This window comes from Streptomyces pristinaespiralis, from assembly GCF_001278075.1.
GTDB lineage: Bacteria > Actinomycetota > Actinomycetes > Streptomycetales > Streptomycetaceae > Streptomyces > Streptomyces pristinaespiralis.
The window spans coordinates 8,283,791-8,306,222 of record NZ_CP011340.1 but is presented as its reverse complement, the minus strand read 5'-3'; the positions used below and the strand labels follow the sequence as shown (position 1 = coordinate 8,306,222).

Below are 22,432 nucleotides of genomic sequence, written 5' to 3'. Positions count from 1 at the left end.
GTCTCCGATCGTTCAGTGGCCGGCCTGCGGCGTGTCGCGCTGTGCCAGCGTCCGGGCGACGGCGCCCAGGGCCTCGGGCCGGGCCAGGCCGGCATGGTCGGTGTCCAGGTGGTGCTCCTCGATCCGCCCGGTGACGTAGGGGCGCCAGTTGCCGGGGGTGAGCGCCGGGTCGTGGTGGCCGGCGGCGGCGGCGAAGAACACCATGTCGCCGGTGAACCGCCGGGGCCGGAAGTTCTGGATGAGGCGCGTGTTGTTGAGGAAGACGGTGACCATGCGGCCGACCGCGTCGTCGTCGAGGTTGCCCAGGGCGCTGCCGCTGTCGCGCAGCTTCTCGAGCACGGCGGCCCGTTGGAGGGGGGCGTCGCCGAAGGCCTGGGCCCGGTCGACGCCGGCGGCGTTGAGGAGGATCGCCAGGACCTGTTCCTCGCCGACCTCGTGCTCGGTGCCGTCGTAGGCGTCGGGGTAGCCGTCGAGGACGGCCAGCAGGCTCACTTCGGCGCCCTCGGCCTGCAGGCGGGCGGCGACGGCGTGGGCGACGAGGCCGCCGAAGGACCAGCCGAGGATCTCGTAGGGGCCCTCGGGCACCGTTTTGCGGATCTGTTCTGCGTAGTCGCGGGCCATGGCGTCGATGTCGTCGGGCAGTGGCTCGGGGCGGGCCAGGCCGCGTGCCTGGAGGGCGTACAGGGGCTGTTCGCGGTCGGTGTGGCGCAGCAGTGCGGAGTAGACCCAGCCGAAGCCGCCGGCGGGGTGGACGCAGAACAGGGGGGCGCGGCTGCCGCCGGTGCGCAGCGGCAGCACCACGCCGAAGGGGTCGTGGCCCGTGTCGGCGCCGTCGATGCGGGCGGCGAGGGCGGCGACGGTCGGCGCCTCGAAGAGGGTGCGTACGCCGATGTCGGCGCCGAGGACGGTCTTGACGCGGCCGACGAGGCGGGTGGCGAGCATGGAGTGGCCGCCGAGTTCGAAGAAGTTGTCGTCGGTGCCGACCCGGGGGGCGCCGAGGACCTCGGCGAACAGGCCGCACAGGATTTCCTCGCGGGGGCCGCGGGGCGGGCGTCCGGCGCCGCCGCCCCAGTCGGGTTCGGGCAGTGCGTCGCGGTCGAGTTTGCCGTTGGGCGTGACGGGCAGGGCGGGCAGCGCGACGAACGCGGCGGGGACCATGTAGTCGGGCAGTTGGGTCTCGAGGCCGGCGCGCAGTTGTTCGGCGGTGGTGTCGCCCGCGTCGGGGGCGGTGACGAGGTAGGCGACGAGGACCTTGTCGCCGGCCCGGCCGGGGCGGGCGACGACGGCGGCGCGGGTGACGTCGGGGTGGGCGGCGAGCGCGGTCTCGATCTCGCCGGGTTCGATGCGGAAGCCGCGGATCTTGACCTGCTGGTCGGCGCGGCCGCAGAAGTGGAGGACGCCGTCGGCGTCGCGGCGGGCCAGGTCGCCGGTGCGGTACATGCGGCCGCCCGTGTCGCCGAACAGGTGGGCGTGCGGGTCGGCGGTGAAGCGTTCCGCGGTGCGGGCGCTCTGGTCCCAGTAGCCGCGGGCGAGGCCGGCGCCGGCGATGTACAGCTCGCCGGTGACGCCGGGCGGTACGGGCCGCAGCCGTTCGTCGAGGACGTAGGCGCGGGTGTTGTCCAGCGGCCGGCCGATGGGGACGGCGGGCGGGATGCGGCGGGGGTCGGTGAACGGCAGCCAGGTGCAGCCCAGGGTGGTCTCGGTCGGCCCGTAGAGGGTCTTGACGACGGTGCCGGGGCAGGCTTCGAGGACGCGGCGCACGGCGGTGGGAGAGACGACGTCGCCGCCGGTCCACACGTCCTTGACGCCGGTGAAGACCTCCGGTGCCTCGTCGGCGATCACGCCGAGCAGGCCGGCGGTCAGCAGCAGCGAGGTGACGCCGTGGGCGGCGAGGGTGCGCTGCAGGACGGCCGCGTCGATGTCGCCGCGGGGTGCGACGACGATCCGCCCGCCGGCCAGCAGCGGGGCGAACAGTTCGAAGGTGGAGATGTCGAAGGCGTACGGGGAGTGCATCAGGACGCGGGAGCCGGTGTCCAGGTCCCAGCAGCGGTCGGCGGCCAGGGCGATGGCGTCGCGGTGGGTGATGCCGATGCCCTTGGGGGTGCCGGTCGAGCCGGAGGTGAACATGATGTAGGCGAGCTGGTCGGGCCGCACGGTGACGTCCGGGGCGGTGGTGTCCTGCTCGCCGGCCGTGGTGTCCTCGTCGACGGTGAGGGCGGGGGTGTCCAGGCGGGCCGCGGTGGCGGCGTGGTGGGTGTCGGTGAGCAGCAGGGCCGCTTCGGTGTCGGCGAGGACGTGCCGCATCCGGTCGACGGGATAGCCGGTGTGCAGGGGCACGTACACGCCGCCGGCCTTGAGGATCGCGAGGGTGGTGACGACGAGCTGGGCGGAGCGTTCGGCGAGGACGGCGACGCGGGTCTCCGCGGTGACGCCGCGGCGGATCAGGTGGCGGGCCAGGCGGTTGGCGCGGGCGTCGAGTTCGCTGTAGGTGATCAGGGTGCCGCCGGCTTCGGTGACGGCGACCGCGTGCGGGGTGCGGGCGGCCTGTTCGGCGATGCGGCGGGGCAGGCAGGCGTCGGCGGTGCGCCGGCCGCGGGGGTGGTCGGTGTCGTTCCAGCCGGTGAGGACGCGGGCGTGGTCGTCGGCGTCGAGGATCGGCACGTCGGCGACGGTGCGGCCGGGGTCGGCGGCGACGGCGCGCAGGAAGGTGATGAGCCGGTCGGTGAGTGCTTCGGCGGTGGTGCGGTCGAACAGGTCGGTGCTGTATTCGAGGACGGCGTCGATGCCGTGGGGTTCGCCGTCGGGGCCGTGCCGTTCCGCCAGGTTGAAGGTGAGGTCGAACTTGGCGGCGCCGAGGGTGACGACCTCGGGGCGGGCGGTGAGTCCGGGCAGTTCGAGGACGGCTTCGGGGGTGTTCTGCAGGGCCAGCAGGACCTGGAAGAGGGGGTGGCGGGACAGGGAGCGGCCGGGTGCCGCGTCCTCGACGAGCTTTTCGAAGGGCACGTCCTGGTGGGCGTAGGCGGCGAGGTCGAACTCGCGTACCCGGTCGAGGAGTTCGCGGAAGGTGGGGTTGCCGGAGGTGTCGGTGCGCAGGACGAGGGTGTTGACGAAGAAGCCCACCAGGTCGTCGAGGGCGTCGTCGGTGCGGCCGGCGATGGGGCTGCCGAGGGGGATGTCGGTGCCGGCGCCGTGCCGGGTGAGTACGGCGGCGACCGCGGCCTGGAGGACCATGAAGAGGCTGGCGCCGCCGGTGCGGGCGAGGTGCAGCAGCTCGCGGTGCAGGTCGGCGTCGAGGGTGCGGAAGACGGCTTCGCCGCGGTGTGCGGGGGTGGCGGGCCGGGGCCGGTCGGCGGGGAGCTGGATCTCCTCGGGCAGGCCGGCGAGGGCGTCCTTCCAGTGGGCGCTCTGCCGGCTGATGGTGCTGTCGGGGTCGTTCTCGTCGCCGAGGAGGGCGTGCTGCCACAGGGTGTAGTCGGCGTACTGGACGGGCAGCGGCGCGAAGTCGGGGGCGTGGCCGTCGCGGCGGGCGGCGTAGGCGGTGACCAGGTCGCGGGCGAGGGGGGCGAGCGACCAGCCGTCGCCGGCGATGTGGTGCAGCAGCAGGAGCAGGACGTGCTCGTCCTCGGCGAGGCGGAACAGGGTGGCGCGCAGCGGCAGTTCGGTGGTGAGGTCGAAGCAGTGGCGGGCGGCGGCGGCCAGTTCCGTGGCGAGGTCGTCCTGCGTGGTGTCCCGCGGGTGCAGTGCGGGGCGGGCGGCGCCGGGGTCGAGGACGAGCTGGTGGGGGCTGCCGTCGTCGCCTTCGGGGAAGACGGTGCGCAGGGTTTCGTGGCGGGCCACGAGGTCGGCGAGGGCGGCGGTCAGCGCGGCGGTGTCGAGGGTGCCGGACAGGCGCAGTCCGACGGGCATGTTGTAGCCGGGGTCGCCGCCGGTGAGGCGGCCGAGGAACCACAGGCGGCGCTGGGCGTAGGACAGCGGGAGCCGCTCGGGGCGCTCGGCGGGGGTGAGGGCGGGCCGGGCGCCGGACGCCTGGTCGAGCCGCTCCCCCAGTCCGGCGACGGTGGGCGCCTCGAACAGGTCGCGCAGGGTGATCTCGGCGCCCAGGGCGGTGCGGATGCGGGAGATGAGGCGGGTGGCGAGCAGCGAGTGGCCGCCGAGGTCGAAGAAGTTGTCGTCGATGCCGGCCCGTTCGGTGCCCAGCACCTCGGCGAACAGGCCGCACAGGATCTCCTCGCGCACGGTGCGCGGGGCGCGCCCGGCGGCGGGGGCGTCCGGTGCGGGCAGGGCGGCCCGGTCGAGTTTGCCGTTCACGGTGAGCGGCAGCGCCTCGAGGCGGACGTAGGCGGTGGGGACCATGAAGTCGGGCAGGCGGGCGGCCAGGTGCTCGCGTACGCCGGTCAGGTCGCGGTCCGCGGTGGTGACGACGTAGGCGACGAGGCGGTCGCCGTGCGCGAGGACCGCTGCCTGGGTGATGCGGGGGTGGGCGGTGAGGGCGGCCTCGACCTCGCCGGGCTCCACGCGGAAGCCGCGGATCTTGACCTGGTGGTCGGCGCGGCCGGCGAACTCCAGCTCGCCGCGGGTGTTCCAGCGGCCGAGGTCGCCGGTGCGGTACATGCGGGCGCCGGGCCGTGGGGCGTAGGGGTCGGCGACGAAACGCTCGGCGGTGGTGCGCGGGCGGTGCAGGTAGCCGCGGGCGACGCCGGCGCCGGCCAGGTACAGCTCGCCGGTGACGCCCGGCGGGACGGGGCGCAGTGCGCTGTCCAGGACGTACACGCGGTCGTGGTCGACGGGCCGGCCGATGGGTGCGGAGGGGGGCCAGTGGGCGGGATCAGCGGCCAGGGTGTGGGTGGTGACGGCGTGGGTCTCCGCGGGGCCGTACACGTTGTGCAGGCGCCGGCCGGGTACGGCGGCCGTGAAGGCGCGTACCCGTTCGGTGGGGGCGAGGGCCTCGCCGCCCTGGAGGATGTCGGTGAGGTCCGGCAGGGTGCGGCCGGCCTCCGCGGCGGCCTCCGCGAGGGCCTCGATGACGAGGTTCGGCGCGAACAGTTCGTTGATCTGCTGTGTCTCGAGCCAGCCGGCCAGCAGTTCGGCGCTGTGGCGGACCTCTTCCGAGGGCACGGCGAGGGTCTTGCCCATGACGAGCGGGGAGAGGATCTCCTGCACCGAGAAGTCGAAGCCGATGGCGGTGAACTGGGCGGTGCGCACCCCGGTGCCGCCGGGGAAGCGGCGGGCGTGCCAGGTCAGCAGGTTGGCCAGGCCGGCGTGGGGCATGACGACGGCCTTGGGGGTGCCGGTGGAGCCGGAGGTGTGGATGACGTACGCCGGGTGTTCGGGCCGTAGCGGCGCCGTGCGGTCGGCGTCGGTGAGGTCGGTGTCCCGGTAGGCGCCCAGGTCGTCGGGCAGGCGGTCGAGGACGGTCACCGGGCGGGCGTCCTCGATCATGAACGCGATGCGTTCGGCCGGGTAGGAGATGTCGACGGGCAGGTAGGCGGCGCCGGTCTTGAGGACGGCGAGCAGTGCGACGTACAGGTCGAGGGAGCGCGGCATGCGCAGGGCGACGATCTGTTCGGGTCCGGCGCCGAGGGTGATCAGGTGGCGGGCGAGCCGGTTGGCGCGGGCGTGGAGTTCGGCGTAGGTCAGCCGGCCGTCGTCGTGGACCAGGGCCACGGCGTCGGGGGTGCGCGCCGCCTGGCGTTCGAGGAGTTCGGTGACGGGTGTGCGGGCGGCGCCGTCGCCGCCGGGTGTGGTGTTCCAGTCCTGAAGGACGCGGTGGCGTTCGGCGGGGTCGAGGAGTTCGACGCGGCCGACGGTGAGCCCGGGGTCGTCGGCGACGGCGGCCAGGAGCCGCAGCAGCCGGTCGACGAGCGCCTGGGCGGTGGTGCGGTCGAACAGGTCGGTGGCGTATTCCAGGGCGGCCTGGATGCCGCCGGGCCGGCCGTCGCCGGTGCGGAGTTCGACCATGCTCAGGTGCAGGTCGAACTTGGCGACGCCGACGCCGACGGGCAGGGCCCGGGCGTCGAGGCCGGGCAGGGCGAGGCGGGCCTCGCCGCTGTTCTGGAAGGCGAGCATCACCTGGAAGAGGGGGTGGCGGGACAGGGAGCGTTCGGGTCGCAGCTTCTCGACGAGCTTCTCGAAGGGGACGTCCTGGTGGGCGTAGGCGGCGAGGTCCGACTCGCGTACGCGCTGGAGGAGTTCGCGGAAGGTGGGGTCGCCGGAGGTGTCGGTGCGCAGCACGAGGGTGTTGACGAAGAAGCCCACCAGGTCCTCGAGGGCGTCGTCGGTGCGGCCGGCGATGGGGCTGCCGAGGGGGATGTCGGTGCCGGCGCCGTGCCGGGTGAGCAGGGCGGCGAACGCGGCCTGGAGCACCATGAAGAGGCTGGCCCGGCCTTCGGTGGCGAGGGCGTTGAGCCGCTGGTGCAGGTCGGGGTCGACGGCGAACGGCACGGTGTCGCCGCGGTGGGTGGCGACGGCGGGCCGGGGCCGGTCGCAGGGCAGTTGCAGTTCCTCGGGGAGGTCGTCGAGGGCGCCGGCCCAGTACGCCAGCTGGCGGGCGTGGCGGCTGGTGGGGTCGTCCTCGTCGCCGAGGAGGTCGCGCTGCCACAGCGCGTAGTCGGCGTACTGGACGGGCAGCGGCGGCAGGTCGGGGGCGCGTCCGGCGAGGCGGGCGGCGTACGCGTCGCCGAGGTCGCGGGCGAGCGGCGGCCAGGACCAGCCGTCGCCGGCGATGTGGTGCATCAGCAGCAGCAGGACGTGCTCGTCCTCGGCGAGGCGGAACAAGGTGGCGCGCAGCGGCAGTTCGCGGGCGAGGTCGAAGCCGCGGCGGGCGGCGCGCGTGAGGTCGGCCTCGAGGGTCTGTGCGGTGGTGTCGGCGGTCTCGAAGTGGGGGCGGACGTCGTGCAGGACGTGCTGGCGCGGGACGCCGCCGCTCTCGGGGTAGACGGTGCGCAGCGCTTCGTGGCGGGCGGTGACGTCGGCGAGCGCGGCGCGCAGCGCGGCGGTGTCCAGGGTCCCGGTCAAACGCAGGCTCATGGGGATGTTGTAGGTGGGGCCGGGGCCCTCCATGCGGTGCAGGAACCACAGCCGGTACTGGGCGAAGGACAGCGGCACCTCGGCGGGGCGGGTGCGGGCGGTGAGCGGCGGGCGGGCCTCCTGGGCGCCGTCGACGCGTTCGGCGAGCGCGGCGACCGTCGGCGCCTGGAACAGGTCGCGGACGGCGAGTTCGGCGCCCAGGACGCTGCGGATGCGGCTGAGCAGCCGGGTCGCGAGCAACGAGTGGCCGCCCAGGTCGAAGAAGCTGCGGTCGATGCCGACCGCCGGCAGGCCCAGCACCTCGGCGAACAGGGTGGACAGGATCTCCTCGCGGCGGGTGCGGGGTGCCTGGCCGGCCGCGTCCTCGCCGCGGTCGGGGGCGGGCAGCGCGTCGCGGTCGAGTTTGCCGTTGGCGCTCAGCGGCAGGCGGTCGAGCAGGACGTAGGCGGCGGGCGCCATGTGGGCGGGCAGCCGCTGGGCGACGAGGTCGCGCAGTTCGCCGACGAGGGCGGCGTCCTGCTCGGCGCGGGCCGGGTCGTTGGCGAGCGGTCCCTGCCGGCCGGTGCGGGGGCGGTAGGCGGTGCCGTCGCCCGCGTAGGCGTCGAAGGTGTCGTCGTCGTGGCCCCAGGTGCACACGGCGCCCAGCGCGTACACGTCGTGGGGGTCGAGTGCGCCGGCCGGGGCGGGGGCTTCGAGCCGGGCGCAGGCGTCGGCCGCCGATCCGCGTTCGAGGGCTTGTGCGGCGCGTGTCTCGCCGGTGAGGCGGGCGTTGGGGATGCCGGTGACGCGCACGGGGCGCGGGCCGGAGAGGACGCGGGCGAGTTCGCCGGCGGTGTCGAGGTCGGTGCCCCAGCGCAGGACGGTCTCCGCCGGGGCGGGGCTGTCGCCGCCGCGGTGGAGGGTGACGTCGTAGCGGTGGCGGCTCATCTCGTTGTGGTGGGCGGCCGTGCGCAGGGTGATGTCGGCGCGGGTCAGGTGCGGGTCGCGGTCGACGAGGTCGGTGAAGAAGTCGGGGTCGAGCAGGAGTTCCTTCTCCGTGGCCAGTGACTGTTCGACGGCGCGGCGTACGGCCGCGGGGTCGGCGAAGGGGCCGGCGCGGCGCAGTTCGACGGCGGTGCGGAAGGCGTGCAGGGTGCGCAGGTTGCGGATGTCGCCGAGGAAGATCGTGCCGCCGGGGGCCAGCAGTTCGGCGGCCCGGTGGAGGATGCCGGCGAGGTAGCGGGCGTCGGGGAAGTACTGGGCGACGGAGTTGAGGACGATCGTGTCGAAGCGGCCCTTGGGCAGGTCGTCCGTCTCGTGTGCGGCGCGGGCGTCCACGGTGACCTTGTCCGCCAGGTCGGGGCGGCCGGCGAGGTGGGCCGCCAGCCTGGCGACGACGCTGCGGGAGAGGTCGGTGCCCCGGTACTCCTCGGTGTGGGGGGCGACCTGGGACAGGATCAGGCCGGTGCCGCAGCCGATCTCCAGGACCCGCCGGGGGCGCAGGGCGAGGACGCGGTCGACGGTGGCGGCGCGCCACTCGCGCATCTCCTCCAGGGGGATCTCCTCGGCGGTGTAGCTGCTGTTCCAGCCGGAGAAGTCCTCGCCGAAGGCGCGGCCGGGTTCGGCCTCGTAGAGGGAGTCGTAGGTCTGCTGCCAGCGGTCGACCTGGCCGGTGCCCAGGTCCTGGTCCGGTGCGGCGTGGTGGGTGGTGTCGCGCGTCAGGTAGGCGACGAGCTGTTTGTCGCCCGGGGTGTCCTCGCGGGCGATCACGGCGCCGGCGGCGACGGCCGGGTGGGCGGTCAGGACGGTCTCGATCTCGCCGGGTTCGATGCGGAAGCCGCGGATCTTGACCTGCTGGTCGGCGCGGCCGGCGAAGTGCAGCCGGCCGTCGGCGTCCAGGCGTGCCAGGTCGCCGGTGCGGTACATGCGGGTGCCGGTCTCGCCGAACAGCAGGGCGTAGGGGTCGGGCACGAAGCGCTGCGCGGTCAGGGCGGGGCGGTGCAGGTAGCCGCGGGCGACGCCGGCGCCGGAGACGTACATCTCGCCGGTGACGCCGGGCGGTACGGGGCGCAGCCGTTCGTCCAGGACGTAGACGCGGGCGTGGGCGACGGGGCGGCCGATGGGCGGGGCGCCGTCGCCGGTGGCGGGCTCGCTCATGGTGGCGCACACGGTGGTCTCGGTCAGTCCGTAGGCGTTGACCATGCGGCGGCCGGGTGCGAAGCGGGCGGCCTGGTCGGGGGCGGTGGCGTCGCCGGCGACGATGAGGTCGGTGCCGGGCGGCAGGGCGCCGTCGGGCAGGGCGGGCAGGGCGGAGGGCGGCAGGGCGATCAGGGTGATGTGCCGGTCGTGGACGAGGCGGGCCAGCGACGGGCCGGGCAGCAGGTCGTCGGCGTCGGCCAGGACGAGTCCGGCGCCGGTGAGCAGCGCGGAGGTCAGCTCCCACACGGCGGCGTCGAAGCTGATGGAGGCGAAGTTCAGGACGCGGCTGTGGGTGCCCAGTCCGAAGGCGGCGGCCTGGGCGGGGACGGTCGCGGCGAGTGAACGGTGGGCGACGACGACGCCCTTGGGCGCCCCGGTGGAGCCGGAGGTGTAGATGACGTAGGCGGGGTGGGCGGGCAGCAGCGGCGCGCTGCGGTCGGCGTCGGTGAGGCGGCTGTCGGCGTATGCCGCCAGCGTGGTGTCGTCGGGGATCGCGTCGACGACGAGGGCGGGGCGGGCGTCGGCGCGCATGTGGGCGATGCGCTCGGGCGGGTAGTCCGGGTCGACGGGCAGGTAGGCGGCGCCGGACTTCCACACCGCGAGCACGGCGGTGACCAGGTCGAGGGAGCGGGGCAGTTGGAGGGCGACGATCTGCTCCGGGCCGGCGCCGAGGGCCACGAGGTGGCGGGCGAGCCGGTTGGCGCGGGCGTCGAGTTCGGCGTAGGTCAGGGAGCGGTCCCCCATGACCAGGGCGGTGGCGTCGGGGGTGGCGGCGGCCTGCTGTTCGAACAGGGCGGTGAGGGTGCGCTCCTCGGGCAGCGGGCCGTCGGTGGTGTTGAGGCCGACGAGGAGACGGTGGCGCTCGGTGGCGTCCAGCAGGTCGACGGAGCCGATGGTGCGCTCCGGGTCGTCGGCGACGGCGTCCAGCAGGCGCACCAGGCGGCTGCCGAGGGCTTCGACCGTGCCGCGTTCGAAGAGTTCGGTGCTGTACTCCCAGTCGCCGCGGATGCCGGCGCGGGTGCCGTCGGCGGTGTGCTCCTCGATGACGGCGAGGCCGAGGTCGAACTTGGCGAAGCCGACGCGGACCGGTTCCGCGGCCACGTCCAGGCCCGGCAGGGCCAGGTCGGCGGCGGGCATCGACTGCAGCGCCAGGACGACCTGGAAGAGCGGGTTGCGGGCCAGGGAGCGCTCGGGGTTGACCTCTTCGACGAGCTTTTCGAACGGCATGTCCTGGTGCGTGTAGGCGGCGAGGTCGAACTGCCGCACGCGTGCGACGAGTTCGCGGAAGGTGGGGTCGCCGGAGGTGTCGGTGCGCAGGACGAGGGTGTTGACGAAGAAGCCCACCAGGTCGTCGAGGGCGTCGTCGGTGCGGCCGGCGACGGGGCTGCCGACGGGGATGTCGGTGCCGGCGCCGTGCCGGGTGAGCAGGGCGGCGAACGCGGCCTGGAGCACCATGAACAGGCTGCTGTCGCAGGCCTTGGCGAGCGCGGTCAGCTTCTCGTGGAGGCCGGCGTCGATGTGGAAGGGCACGGTGGCGCCGCGGTGGGTGGCGACGGCGGGCCGGGGGTGGTCGCAGGGCAGTTCCAGGTGCGCGGGCCGGCCCTCGAGTGCCTGGCGCCAGTGGGCGAGCTGGGCGGCCTGGAGGCTGGTGGGGTCGTCGGCGTCGCCGAGGAGGCCGCGCTGCCACAGGGTGTAGTCGGCGTACTGGACGGGCAGCGGTGCGAAGCCGGGGGCGTGGCCGTCGCGGCGGGCGGCGTAGGCGGCGGCGAGGTCGCGGGTGAGCGGGGCGAGCGACCAGCCGTCGCCGGCGATGTGGTGCAGCAGCAGGAGCAGGACGTGCTCGTCCTCGCCGAGGCGGAACAAGGTGGCACGCAGCGGCAGTTCGGTGGTGAGGTCGTAGGGCCGTGCGGTGGCCTCCGCGAGCTGTTCGGCGAGCCGGTGCTCCTCGGTGTGGACGACCGTGAGGGCGGGTGTGGCGTCCGCGGGGGCGACGATGTGCTGGTAGGGCTCGCCGTCGTGGCTGGGGTAGCGGGTGCGCAGGGTTTCGTGGCGGGCCACGAGGTCGGCGAGCGCGGCGCGCAGTGCGGCGGTGTCGAGGGTGCCGGACAGGCGCAGCGCGAGGGGGATGTTGTAGGTGCTGTTGGGGCCGTCGAGGCGGCCGAGGAACCACAGGCGGCGCTGGGCGTGCGACAGCGGGAGCCGCTCGGGGCGCTCGGCGGGGGTGAGGGCGGGCCGGGCGCCGGACGCCTGGTCGAGCCGCTCCCCCAGTCCGGCGACGGTGGGCGCCTCGAACAGGTCGCGCAGGGTGATCTCGGCGCCGAGGACGGTGCGGATGCGGGAGATGAGGCGGGTGGCGAGCAGCGAGTGGCCGCCGAGGTCGAAGAAGTTGTCGTCGATGCCGACGCGGGGCAGCTTCAGCACGGCGGCGAACAGGGTGGTGAGGATCTCCTCGCGCGGTGAACGCGGGGTGCGCTGCACGGCGGTGGTGCTCTGCGGTGCGGGCAGGGCGGCCCGGTCGAGCTTGCCGTTGGGGGTCAGCGGCAGGGCGTCCAGGGCGACGATCGCGGCGGGCACCATGAAGTCGGGCAGGGTGCGGGCCAGCCGGCTGCGCACGGCGGCCGCGTCGAGGCCCTCGCCGGCGGGGACGGCGTAGGCGACGAGGCGTTTGTCGCCGGGCCGGTCCTCGCGGACGACGACGGCGGCGCGGGCGACGGCGGGCAGGTCGGTGAGGGCGGCCTCGATCTCGCCGGGTTCGATGCGGAAGCCACGGATCTTGACCTGGTGGTCGGCGCGTCCGGCGAACTCCAGTTCGCCGCGGGTGTTCCAGCGGCCGAGGTCGCCGGTGCGGTACATGCGGGCGCCGGGGCTCGGGGCGTAGGGGTCGGCGACGAAACGCTCGGCGGTCAGCACGGGGCGGTTCAGGTAGCCGCGGGAGACGCCGGCGCCGGCCAGGTACAGCTCGCCGGTGACGCCCGGCGCGACCGGGCGCAGTGCGCTGTCCAGGACGTACACGCGGGCGCCGGAGACGGGCCGGCCGAGGGGGGCGTGCTCGCTCCAGGCGGCCGGGTCCTCGGGCAGGGCGGTGCCGGTCATCACATGGGTCTCTGCGGGCCCGTAGTGGTTGTGCAGTTGCCTGCCGGGCACGGCGGCGGCGAACTCGCGCACGGTGCGGGTGAGGGTGAGGGCCTCGCCGGCCTGGGCGATGTGGCGCAGGGCGGGCAGGGTGCGGCCGGCCTCCGCGGCGGCCTCCGCGAGGGCCTCGATGACGAGGTTCGGTGCGTACAGCTCGCTGACGTGCTGTTCGTCCAGCCAGGCGGCCAGCTGTTCGGCGCTGCGGCGCACCTCTTGCGACGGTACGGCGAGGGTCTTGCCGTGCAGCCAGGTGGCGAGGATCTCCTGGGCGGCGACGTCGAAGCCGATGGTGGTGAACTGGGCGACGGGGGCGCCCGCCTCGCCGGGTATCTCGCGGCGGTGCCAGGCCAGCAGGTTGACCAGGGCGGCGCCGGGCATGACGACGGCCTTGGGGGTGCCGGTGGAGCCGGAGGTGTAGATGACGTACGCGGGGTGCGCGGGCAGCAGGGGCGCGGTGCGGTCGGCGTCGGTGAGGTCGGTGTCGTCGTAGCCGCTCAGGTCCTGGCCCGTGTCCTCGCCGGTGAGGACCACGGCGGGGCGGGCGTCGTCCATCATGAACGCGATGCGTTCGGCCGGGTAGGCGGTGTCGACGGGCAGGTAGGCGGCGCCGGTCTTGAGGACGGCGAGCAGCGCCACGTACAGGTCGAGGGAGCGTTCCAGCTTGACGGCGACGATCTGTTCGGGTCCTGCGCCGAGGGTGACCAGGTGGCGGGCGAGCCGGTTGGCGCGTGCGTTGAGTTCGGCGTAGGTCAGTGACCGGCCGCCCACGAGGAGGGCGGTGGTGTCGGGGGTGCGGGCGGCCTGTGCCTCGAAGAGGGCGGCGAGTGTGGCGTCCTCGGCGGGCAGGCCGGTGTCGTTGAACTCCTCGAGGACCTGGTGGCGTTCGGCGGCGGACAGCAGGTCGAGGCGGCCGACGGGCAGGTCGGCGCCGTGCTCCGCGATGTCGGTGAGGAGCGTGTCGAGGCGCTCGAGCAGCAGCCGGGCGCCCGCCTCGTCCAGGACGTCGCCCCGGTGGTCGAGGCGGAAGCGGAGACTCTCGCCGGGGATGGCGAGCAGGCTCAGCGGGTAGTGGGTGGCGTCGGAAACCTCGAAGCCCGCGAGGCGCAGTCCGCGGGCCTCGGCGCGCAGGACGGCCGGGTCGAGGGGGTAGTTCTCGAACACGACGACGGTGTCGAAGAGTTCACCGGTGCCGGTCGTGGAGCGGATGTCGGTGAGGGACAGGTGCCGGTGCTCGATGAGGGCGGCCTGTTCCCGCTGCACCCGGCCGAGCAGGTCGCCGAGTGTCTCGGCGGGCCGGACGCGGACGCGGACCGGCAGGGTGTTGATGAACATGCCGATGGTCGACTCGATGCCGGGTATCTCCGGCGGGCGGTGGGCGACGGTCGCGCCGAACACGACGTCGTCGCGGCCCAGTTGGCGGCCGAGCAGCAGTGCCCAGGCGCTTTGCACCAGGGTGTTGAGGGTGATGTTGCACGAGCGGGCCAGCGCGGTGAGCCCGGCGGTGGTCGCGGCGTCGATCTCGTGCCAGATCTGGCCGGGCAGGGCGGAGCCGTCGGCGGCGCCGCGGCCTGCTCCGGCGCCCGCGACGAGGCTCGGCTCCTCCAGGTCCGCGAGGGCGGTCCGCCACGCGGCGCGGGCGGCGTCGTCGTCACGGCCGGCGAGGTGGGCCAGGTAGGCGCGGTAGGGGGTGACGGGGGGCATGCCCGCGTCGTCGCCGCGCTGCCCGTAGAGGGTGAACAGCTCCCGTACGAGCAGCGGCATCGACCAGCCGTCGAGGAGCAGGTGGTGGGTGGTCAGGACGAGTTTGTGGTGGTCGGCGGCGAGGCCGAGCAGGGCGAAGCGGATCAGCGGCGGGGCGCCCGGGTCGAAGCGTTCGGCACGGTCGGCGGTGACGTACGCCTCGACGGCCCGCTCACGGTCGCTCTCGCCCAGTGCGGTGAAGTCGCGGGTGTGCCAGGGCAGCGGCACCTCGTTCGGCACGAACTGGACGGGCCGTTCGACGCCCTGCTGCCAGAACCCGGCGCGCAGGTTGGGGTGGCGGCGCAGCAGGGCCGCGGCGGCGGCCCGCAGGCCGTCCTCGTCGAGGGGGCCGCGCAGCTCGAAGACCATCTGGACGGTGTAGACGTCCGGGCCGTGGGTCTCGGCACCGTAGGTGACCTGGAAGAGGAGGCCTTCCTGGAGCGGGGACAGGGGCAGGACGTCGGCGAGTCCGGACCGGGTCATGGGGACACCTTCCACGCGGCTTCGAGCTGGTCGATCTGGTCCTGGCTGAGCTGGACCAGGGACAGGTCGGAGGGGGTGATGCCGCCCGCCTCCGGGCGTTCGGCATGAGTGACGAGTGCGTTCAGGGCGCGGAACCACGTCTCGCCCAGGTCGCGTACGGCCGGCTCGTCGAGGAGGCGGCCGGCGAAGGTCCAGGTGGCCTTCAGGCGGGGCCCGGCGGGCTCGTCGAGGGTGAGGGCGTTGACCTCGACGGCGTGTGCGAGGGGCAGGCGGGGGTCGGTGCCGTCGCCGATCGCCTCGGCGTCGGGGGCGGCGCTCCACAGGCCGTCGGCGCCCTCGGCGGGGAAGCGGCCCAGGTAGTTGAAGCCGAGCGGCGGGGTGCCGTACGGGGCGAGCGCGGCGAGGCTGCGGCCGGTGCGGGGGTCCAGGTGGCGCAGCAGGCCGTGGCCGATGCCGCCGTCGGGGATCTGCCGCAGGGCTTCCTTGATGCGTTTGACGGCTGTTCCCGCGGCGGGTCCGCCGGCGAGGGCGTCGGCCGCGTCGAGGGTGCCGAGGGCGAGCCGGACCGGGTAGAGGCTGGTGAACCAGCCGACGGTGCGGGAGAGTTCGGCGCCGCTGGTGCCCGGTTCGCGGCCGTGTCCTTCGACGTCGGTCAGGACGGCGTCGCTGTCGCCCAGTCCGCGGCGCCGTCGCCAGTCGGTGACGGCGAGCGCGAACGCGGTGAGCAGGATGTCGTCGACGCGGCCGTTGAACGCGGCGGGCGCGGTGGTCAGCAGCGCGGCCGTGGTGGTCGTGTCGAGGGTGAGGGTGAGGCCGCGGGCGGTGGCGGCGGTGTCGAGCCGGCCGTCGAGCGGCTGTGCGGTCACCGGTGGGCTGCCGGCCGCGAGCATCCCGGTCCACAGGGCCAGTTCGGCGGCCCGCTCGGGGCGCCCGGCCTGCTGCTCCAGGTGGTGGGCCCAGGCCCGGAAGGAGGTGGTGACGGGCGGCAGGGCGGGGGCGGCGGAGCCGGGGGCGGTGGCTTCCCAGGCGGCCTTCAGGTCGGGGAGCAGGATGCGCCAGGAGACGCCGTCGACGACGAGGTGGTGCAGGGTCAGCAGCAGACGGCCGGGGCGGTGGGGTCCTGCGTCGAGCCAGACGGCCTGCCCGCCGCGGCCGGCGAAGGGCGCGAGACGCTCGCGGGCGGCCGCGGCCTCGGCCGTGGTCAGGGCGGCGAGGGCCTGCTCGTCGAGGCCGGCGGCGTCCACGTGGCGCACCCAGTCCGCGGCGTCCACGGTGCCGGGCGCCTCGATCCGCATCGTCCAGTCGGCGTCGTCGCGGGAGAACACCGCGCGCAGTGCGTCGTGGTGGTCGATCAGTGTCTGCAGGGCGGCCACGAGCCGTTCCCGGTCCAGGCCGGCGGGGACGGTGACGGCCATCGTCTGGCTGAACGCGTCGACGGGGCCGCCGCGTTCGCGCAGCCAGTGCATGATCGGGGTGAGCGGTACGTCGCCGGTCGCGGCGACGGCGGCGGGTTCCTCGCGGGTGGTGTCGGCGAGCGTCTCGGCGACGGGTGCGAGCTGGGCGACGGTCTTGTGCTCGAAGATCTGCGCGGCGTTCAGCAGCAGTCCGGCGCGCCGGGCGCGGCCGACGAGCTGGATGACCATGATGCTGTCGCCGCCGCGGTCGAAGAAGCTGTCGTCGATGGAGACCTTCTCGATGCCGAGGACCTCGGCGAACAGCACGGCGAGGAGTTCCTCGCGGGGGGTGCGCGGGGCGCGGCCGGCGCTGTCGGCGGCGCCGAAGTCGGGGACGGGCAGGGCGCGGCGGTCGAGTTTGCCGTTGCCGGTCAGCGGCAGTGCGTCGAGGGGGACGAACGCGGCGGGCACCATGTAGTCGGGCAGCGCGGCGGCGACGTGCCGGCGCAGCACGGTGGCGTCGGCGGTGGCGCCGGGCGCGGGGACGACGTAGGCGACGAGGCGTTTGTCGCCGGGCCGGTCCTCGCGTACGAGGACGGCGCTCTGCGCGATGCCGGGGTGGGCGCCGAGGACGGATTCGATCTCGCCGAGTTCGATGCGGAAGCCGCGGACCTTGACCTGGTGGTCGGCGCGGCCGAGGAAGGTGAGGACGCCGTCGCGCCGCAGGCGCACCAGGTCGCCGGTGCGGTACATGCGCCCGCCGGGGGCGTAGGGGTCGGCGACGAACCGTTCGGCGGTCAGCTCGGGGCGGTTCAGGTAGCCGCGGGCGAGGCCCGAGCCGCCGATGTACAGCTCGCCGGTGACGCCGGGCGGTACGGGCCGCAGCCGGTCGTCCAGGACGTGGCAGGTGGTGTTGTCCAGGGGGGTGCCGATGGGGACGGTGGTCTCCTGCTGCCACGGGGCGCGCATGAAGTGGTGGGTGGCGAAGGTGGTGGTCTCGGTGGGGCCGTAGCCGTCGGCGACCATGGTCGAGGGGGAGGCGGCCAGCACCCGGGCGACAGCGGCCGGGGAGACGACGTCGCCTCCGGTCCACACCTCGCGCACGCCGGTGAAGCAGTGCGGGCTCTCCTCCGCGAGCAGGTTGAACAGGCCGGAGGTGAGCCACATGCCGGTGACGCCGCCGTCGACGATCGCCCGCTCGAGGGCGCGGGTGTCCAGGTCGCCGGGTGGTGCGACGACGACCGTCCCGCCGGACAGCAGCGGCACCCACAGTTCGTACTGGGAGGTGTCGAAGGAGTACGGGGAGTGCAGCAGGACCCGCTGCTGGTTGCCGGTGCGCCAGCAGGTGTCGGCGGCCAGGGCGGCGACGTCGCCGTGGGTGATGGCGACGCCCTTGGGGTTGCCGGTGGAGCCGGAGGTGTACATCACGTAGGCGAGCTGGTGCGGGTGCGCGGGCACCACGGGCAGCGGCTCGCCGCCGGTGGGCAGTTCGTCGACGACGAGGACGTCGGCGTCGCCCGCCCAGGAGCGGCACTCGTGCGCGGTGTCGGTGGCCCGGTCGGTGAGCAGGACCCGGGCCTTGACGTCGGCGGTGATCAGGCGCATCCGGTCGGCCGGGTAGCGGGTGTTGAGCGGCACGTAGAAGCCGCCCGCCTTGAGGACGGCGAGCAGGGACACGACCAGGTGCACCGAGCGCTGCTGGAGGACGGCGACGGCCGACTCGCGGCCGGCGCCGGCGGCGGCGAGCCGCCGGGCGAGGGCGCCGGAGCGGGCGTCGAGTTCGGCGTAGGTGAGTTCGGTGCCGTCGTCGCCGACGACGGCGACCGCATCGGGGGTGCGGCGGGCCTGGGCGGTGAAGAGTTCGGCGAGGCCGGCTCGCGGCACGGGCCGGGCGGTGTCGTTGAAGGCTGCCAGGCGGGCGTGTTCGGCCTCTTCGAGGAGGTCGTGGGAGCCGACCGGCGCCTGCGGGTCGGTGACGACGGCGTCGAGGAGCCGCAGCAGCCGGCCGGTGAGGGCTTCGGCGGTGGCCCGCTCGTACAGGGCGGTGTCGTACTCGAGGTCGCCGTCGATGCCGGCGAACTCCTCGCCGTCGCCGCGGTGTTCGACGAGGTTGAAGGTGAGGTCGAACTTGGCGACGCCGAAGTCGACGTCCTCGCGCCGCACGTCCAGGCCCTTCAGGTGTGCCCGGGCCTCGAAGTCCTGGTAGGACAGCACCACTTGGAACAGGGGGTGGCGGGCGGCGGACCGCTCGGGCTGGAGGCGTTCGACGACCCGGTCGAAGGGCACGTCCTGGTGGGCGTAGGCGGCCAGCGCGGTGGCGCGCACCCGGGCCAGCAGCTCGGTGAAGGTGGGATCGCCGGAGGTGTCGGCGCGCAGCACGACCGGGTTGACGAAGAATCCCACCAGGTCGTCGAGGGCGCTGTCGGGGCGGGAGGCGGTGGGGCAGCCGATGGGGATGTCGGTACCGGCGCCGAGGCGGGTGAGCAGGGCGGCGAGGGCGGCCTGGAGCACCATGTGGCAGGTGGCGCCGTGGGCGCGGGCGAACGTGTCGAGCCGGGCGTGCAGCTGCGGCGGGACGGCCAGGGGCACGGAGCCGCCGCGGTGTTCGGCGACGGGCGGGCGGGGGAAGTCGGCGGGCAGCTCGAGCTGGTCGGGCAGGCCGGCCAGGGTGCTCTCCCAGTGGGCGAGCTGGCGGGCGGCGAGGCTGTCGGGGTCGTGCTCGTCGCCGAGGAGTTCGCGCTGCCACACGGCGAAGTCGGCGTAGCTGACGGGCAGCGGCGGGAAGTCGGGGGCGCGGGCGGCGAGCCGGGCGGCGTAGGCGGTGGACAGGTCGCCGAGCAGGGGGCGCAGCGACCAGCCGTCGCCGGCGACGTGGTGCATCAGCAGCAGCAGCACGCTGTCCCCGCCGGGCAGGGTGAACAGGTGGGCCCGTATGGGGAGTTGGCAGTCGAGGTTGAACGGTTCGCGGGCGGCGGCGGTCAGGGCGGCGGGGAGCTGTTCGTCGTCGACGCGGGACTCGATGACCCAGGGGCGGGCCTGCTCGGGCGGCAGCAGCCGGGGGGTGACGCCGTGCTCGCCGCGCGGGTAGACGGTGCGCAGGCTCTCGTGCCGGACGACGACGTCGTAGAGGGCGGCGCGCAGCGCGGTGCGGTTCAAGGTGCCGGAAAGGCGCAGCGCGAGCGGCATGTTGTAGGTGGGTGCGGCGCCCTCGACCTCGCGCAGCACCCACATGCGGTGCTGGGCGTAGGAGGTGGGGCGGGGGCCGTCGCCGTGGTCCCTGGGCACGAGCGGCGGGCGGCCGGTGGCGGCGGTGCGCACCCGGGCGGCGAGGCCGGCGGGGGTGGGGGCCTCGAAGAGGTCCTGGATGGTGATCTCGGCGCCGAGGGTGTCGCGTACGGCGGCGATGAGGCGTCCGGCGAGCAGCGAGTGGCCGCCGAGGGTGAAGAAGTCGCTGTCCGCGCCCACCCGCGGGGTGCCGAGGGTGTCGGCGAAGATGCGGCGCAGGGCCGCCTCGCCGGGGTCGGCGGCCGGGGCGGGCTCGTCGGCGGTCTCGGGGGCGGGTGCCTGCGGGGCGGGCAGGGCCGCCCGGTCGAGTTTGCCGTTGGCGGTCAGCGGCAGCGCGGCGAGGAGCGTGAAGGAGGCGGGCAGGCTGTGCGCGGGCAGTTGCCCGGCCAGCAGGGCGCGCCAGCCGGCCACGTCGGGTTCGGTCCCGGGGGTGGGGACGGCGTAGGCGGCCAGCCGCAGGTCGCCGTGCCGGTCCTCGCGGACGACGGCGGCGGCCTGGGCGACGCCGGGGTGGGTGGCGAGGACGTTCTCGATCTCGCCGAGTTCGATCCGGAAGCCGCGGATCTTGACCTGGTCGTCGCCGCGGCCCAGGTAGGCGTACGTGCCGTCGTCGAGGTGGCGCACCAGGTCGCCGGTGCGATACATGCGGGTGCCGGGCGCCCCGTAGGGGTCGGCGGGGAACCGCTGGGCGGTCAGCGCGGGCCGGTTCAGGTAGCCGCGGGCCAGGCCCGCCCCGGCGACGTACAGCTCGCCGGTGAAGCCGGGCGGCACGGGCCGCAGGGCGGCGTCCAGGACGCGGGGGGTGAGGTCGGGGATGGGGCCGCCGAGCAGGGAGGGGGTGCCGGGGACGGCGTGGCCGGGGCCGAGGGGGGCGTGCGTGACGTGCACGGTGGTCTCGGTGATGCCGTACATGTTGACCAGGCGGGCGGCCGTGCCGCGGCGGGCGTACCAGTCGGCGAGACGGGCCACGTCGAGAGCCTCGCCGCCGAACACGACGTACCTGAGGGCCAGTTCGGGGGCGGCGGTACGGGCCCGGTCGGCGGCGTCGAGCTGGTGGAAGGCGGTCGGTGTCTGGTTGAGGACGGTGACCTTCTCGCGGGCCAGCAGGTCGAGGAAGTCCCCGGGCGAGCGGCTGACGTGGTACGGGACGACGACGAGCCGGCCGCCGTGCAGCAGGGCGCCCCAGATCTCCCAGACGGAGAAGTCGAAGGCGTAGGAGTGGAAGAGGGTCCACACGTCGTCGGGGCCGAAGCCGAACCAGTGGTCGGTGGAGGTGAACAGGCGCACCACGTTGCTGTGCGGGATCACGACGCCCTTGGGGCGGCCGGTGGAGCCGGAGGTGTAGATGACGTAGGCGGGGTGGGCGCCGTCCACGGCGGTACGCGGGGCGGTGTCCGGGTAGCCGGCGAGGTCCTCGGTCATCGCCTGCGGGTCGAGGACGAGGACGGGGGCCGCGTCCTCGAGCATCCAGGCCAGCCGGTCGGCCGGGTAGTCGGGGTCGAGCGGCAGGTAGGCGGCGCCGGATTTGAGGACCGCGAGCAGGGCGACGACCAGGTCGAGGGAGCGCGGCAGGGTGAGGGCGACGAGCCGTTCGGGGCCTGCGCCCTGCTCGACGAGCCGGTGGGCGAGGCGGTTGGCGCGGGCGTCGAGCTGCGCGTAGGTGAGGTGGTCTCCGTCGTGGCTGACGGCCACCGCGTGGGGGGTGGCCGCGGCGCGGGCGGCGAACAGGGTGTGCAGCGCGGGGCCGCCGGTGGTGGGCGCCGCGGCGGCGGGGGCGGCGGGGGCCGCCGCGTGGATCCGGCCGAGCGGCGTGTCCGGGCCCGCCTCGGCGAAGGCGCCCAGGAAACGGACGAAGCGCGCCAGATGGGCGTCGGTCTCGCTCTCGCCGTACACGGCCGCGTTGGCCTCGAGGTCGATCCGCGCGCCGGAGCCGTCGGGCTCCTCGTACACGGAGAACTTCAGGTCCTCCACGGGGCCGGTGGACACCGGGTGCACGGACGCCGCCGGGCCGCCGAAGTCCAGGGCGCGCCCGTAGGGCATGACGTTGACGACGGGGCCGTAGGCCCGTTCGCCGACCGCGCCGAGCTCGCGGCGCGCCTCCTCGTAGGGGTAGCGCTGGTGGCGCAGCAGCGGCTCGAGGGCGTCGCGCACGGAGGCGACCAGTTCGGCGAGCGGGGCGGCGGGGCGCGGTTCGACGTGCAGTGCGGGCACGTTGGCGACGGTGCCGGGCGCGCGGCGGGCGGCGGAGGTGCGGCGGGCGGTGACCGGCATGCCGAGGGTGACGGTCCGCTCCCCCGTCAGCCACTGGACGTAGGCGGCGACGGCGGCCGGGAAGGCGACCTGCCGGCCGGTCTCCGCGGCGCGGGCCACGGCGTCGAGTCCGGCGAGCACCTCGGGTCCGGCGGACGCGGTGCGGCGCAGCGCGCCCGGCGCTGCCGGGGCGGTGGTGCCGGCGAGGGTGACGGGCGTGTGGCGGGGGGTGGCGAGCCAGTGGGCGCGGTCCTGGGCGTAGGCGTCGGAGGCGCGCCAGTCGGCCTCGGCGGCGAGCAGGTCCCGTATGCCGGGCTCGGTGTCACCGGCTTCGGCGTCGCCTGCTTCGGCTCCGGCGCGGTAGGCGGCGGCCACGCGTTCGGCGACGAGGCGGAAGCCGTACCCGTCGAGGAGCAGGTGGTGCACGTGCTGGAACCAGCGGTGGCGGCCGGGGCCGAGGGTGAACAGCGCCTGGGTGAACAGGGGCCGGCCGCAGGTCACGTCGAGGGGCCGGGCGATGACGTCGCGCATCCAGGCGTCCGCGGCGGCCGCGGGGTCGTCCTCGGCGCTGACGTCGACGCGGTGCAGGGTGAAGGGGACGTCGTCGGCGACGGACTGGGTGACGGTCCCCTCGGCGTCGGTGTGGAAACGCAGCCGCAGGGCGTCGGTGCGGGCGACGGTGGCGCGCAGCGCCGCCTCGAAGCGGTCGGCGTCGAGGCCGCCGGTGAGTTCGACGTATTCGCCGGTGTTGAAGACGGGACTGTGCGGGTCCCGCGCCTGCGCGAACCAGATGCCGAGCTGGGCCGCCGTCAGCGGCAGACGCGCGTCGTCGGGAACGAGCACTCTTCCCCCAAGGTCCGGGCCGTCCGCGGCTGGGCGGCGAGAATCCCGCTCAGCCTCGCGGGAGGGGTTGACGGGGCGCTGACCCGCTCCTGATGTGCCGG

The 22,432-nt window shown here is 74.9% G+C and carries 2 protein-coding genes; both read right to left on the bottom strand.

Features of this window, described 5'->3' with window-relative positions:
- Nucleotides 1-12: 12 nt before the first annotated feature.
- Entirely contained in the window at nt 13-14,559 is a 14,547-nt protein-coding gene (locus tag SPRI_RS35490; protein WP_053556622.1) for a non-ribosomal peptide synthetase, read from the bottom strand.
- Nucleotides 14,556-22,331 (bottom strand): non-ribosomal peptide synthetase, encoded by a 7,776-nt coding sequence (locus tag SPRI_RS35485; protein ID WP_005321844.1) that lies wholly within the window; start codon nt 22,329-22,331, stop codon nt 14,556-14,558. Before SPRI_RS35485 ends, SPRI_RS35490 begins: the two co-directional genes overlap by 4 nt.
- Between the last annotated feature and the right edge of the window lie 101 nt (nt 22,332-22,432).